This is a genomic window from Acidovorax sp. KPB24-07, assembly GCF_057543315.1.
In genome coordinates this window covers 1-1067 of record NZ_BAAJYS010000741.1, presented here as the reverse complement: position 1 = coordinate 1067, position 1067 = coordinate 1, and the positions used below count along the sequence as shown (strand labels likewise).

The following is a 1067-nucleotide window of genomic DNA, read 5'->3' as shown; positions in this document are numbered from 1 at the left end:
ACCCTCCAGCGCGGCCAGGTCGCCTCGCTGGCGCGCAGGGTGGCCTCGTGCGCCGCGCGGCCCTCCAGCAGGGCGATGACGGGGAAGATCTCGTCCAGGTCGCGCTCGGTCACCTCGGCCACGAAGCAGCCCCGGCGCGGCTCGTGGCGCAGCAGGCCCTCGGCCACCAGCACCTTGAGCGCCTCGCGCAGCGGCGTGCGCGAGATGGCCAGCCGGTCGCACAGCGCGATCTCGTCCACGAACCCGCCCGGGGGCAGCTGCCCGGCAAAGATCAGCTCGCGGATGCGCTCGGCCGCCTCGGAATGCAAGGACAGGGGGAGTGCGCGCGCGGTGGCGGGAAGGGAGGACATGAAAAAAAGCGGCGGCAGGGGGGCGGTGAGTGGCTCGATCGACCTCGCAAGCGGTGGCAACGAAACGCAACCTGCCGGCATCGCGCGGCAATGTGCGTAATTTCACATAATTATGGCGATGGAGCCGCCACTTTCCCATCAGGGATTCCCTGGGCCGCGAAAACCCCCATGCGGTGGCGCCTGCGCGGCCGACTGGCTCCGCAGACAGTGGCCGGATCTGTGCGATGGTTGTCATTGCAGCCACCGCCACGCCGCGCGACACTGCGGCGCATGACCCCACCCCGCCCCCGCCGCATCGCCTGCCTGCTGTACCCCGGCTTCATGAGCCTGGATGTGGTCGGCCCGCTGCAGGTCTTCGCCTCCGCCAATGTCGAGATGGAGCGACAGGGCCGCGCGCCGGCCTACGCCCTGCAACTGGTGGCCGAGGCCGCTGGCCCGGTGGCGTGCTCCGCCGGCTTCGCCGTGGTGGCCGACGCGGCGCGGCGCGACGTGGCGCTCCCTGGCCTGGATACCCTCCTCGTGCCCGGCGGCATGGGCGTGGACGCCCAGCTGGACGACACCGCCCTGCACGACTGGCTGCGGCAGGCCGAGCGCACCGCCCGGCGCGTGGGGTCGGTGTGCTCGGGCGCGCTGCTGCTGGCCCGCGCCGGCCTGCTGGACGGGCGGCCCGCCACCACCCACTGGGACAGCGTGGACGGCCTGCGCCAGGGCCATCCG

At 72.8% G+C, this 1067-nt stretch carries 2 protein-coding genes; one reads left to right on the top strand and one right to left on the bottom strand.

Annotated features, from left to right (window positions below; translation table 11 throughout):
- Positions 1 to 350 (bottom strand): GntR family transcriptional regulator (locus tag AC27IQ_RS25455; protein ID WP_487091289.1); only part of this gene is annotated, 350 nt, incomplete at its 3' end.
- Positions 351 to 620: 270 nt separating this feature from the next.
- Between AC27IQ_RS25455 and AC27IQ_RS25450 the strand changes: the two genes are divergently transcribed.
- Positions 621 to 1067: DJ-1/PfpI family protein (locus AC27IQ_RS25450; protein ID WP_487091288.1), on the top strand; the 447-nt coding region annotated here is incomplete at its 3' end.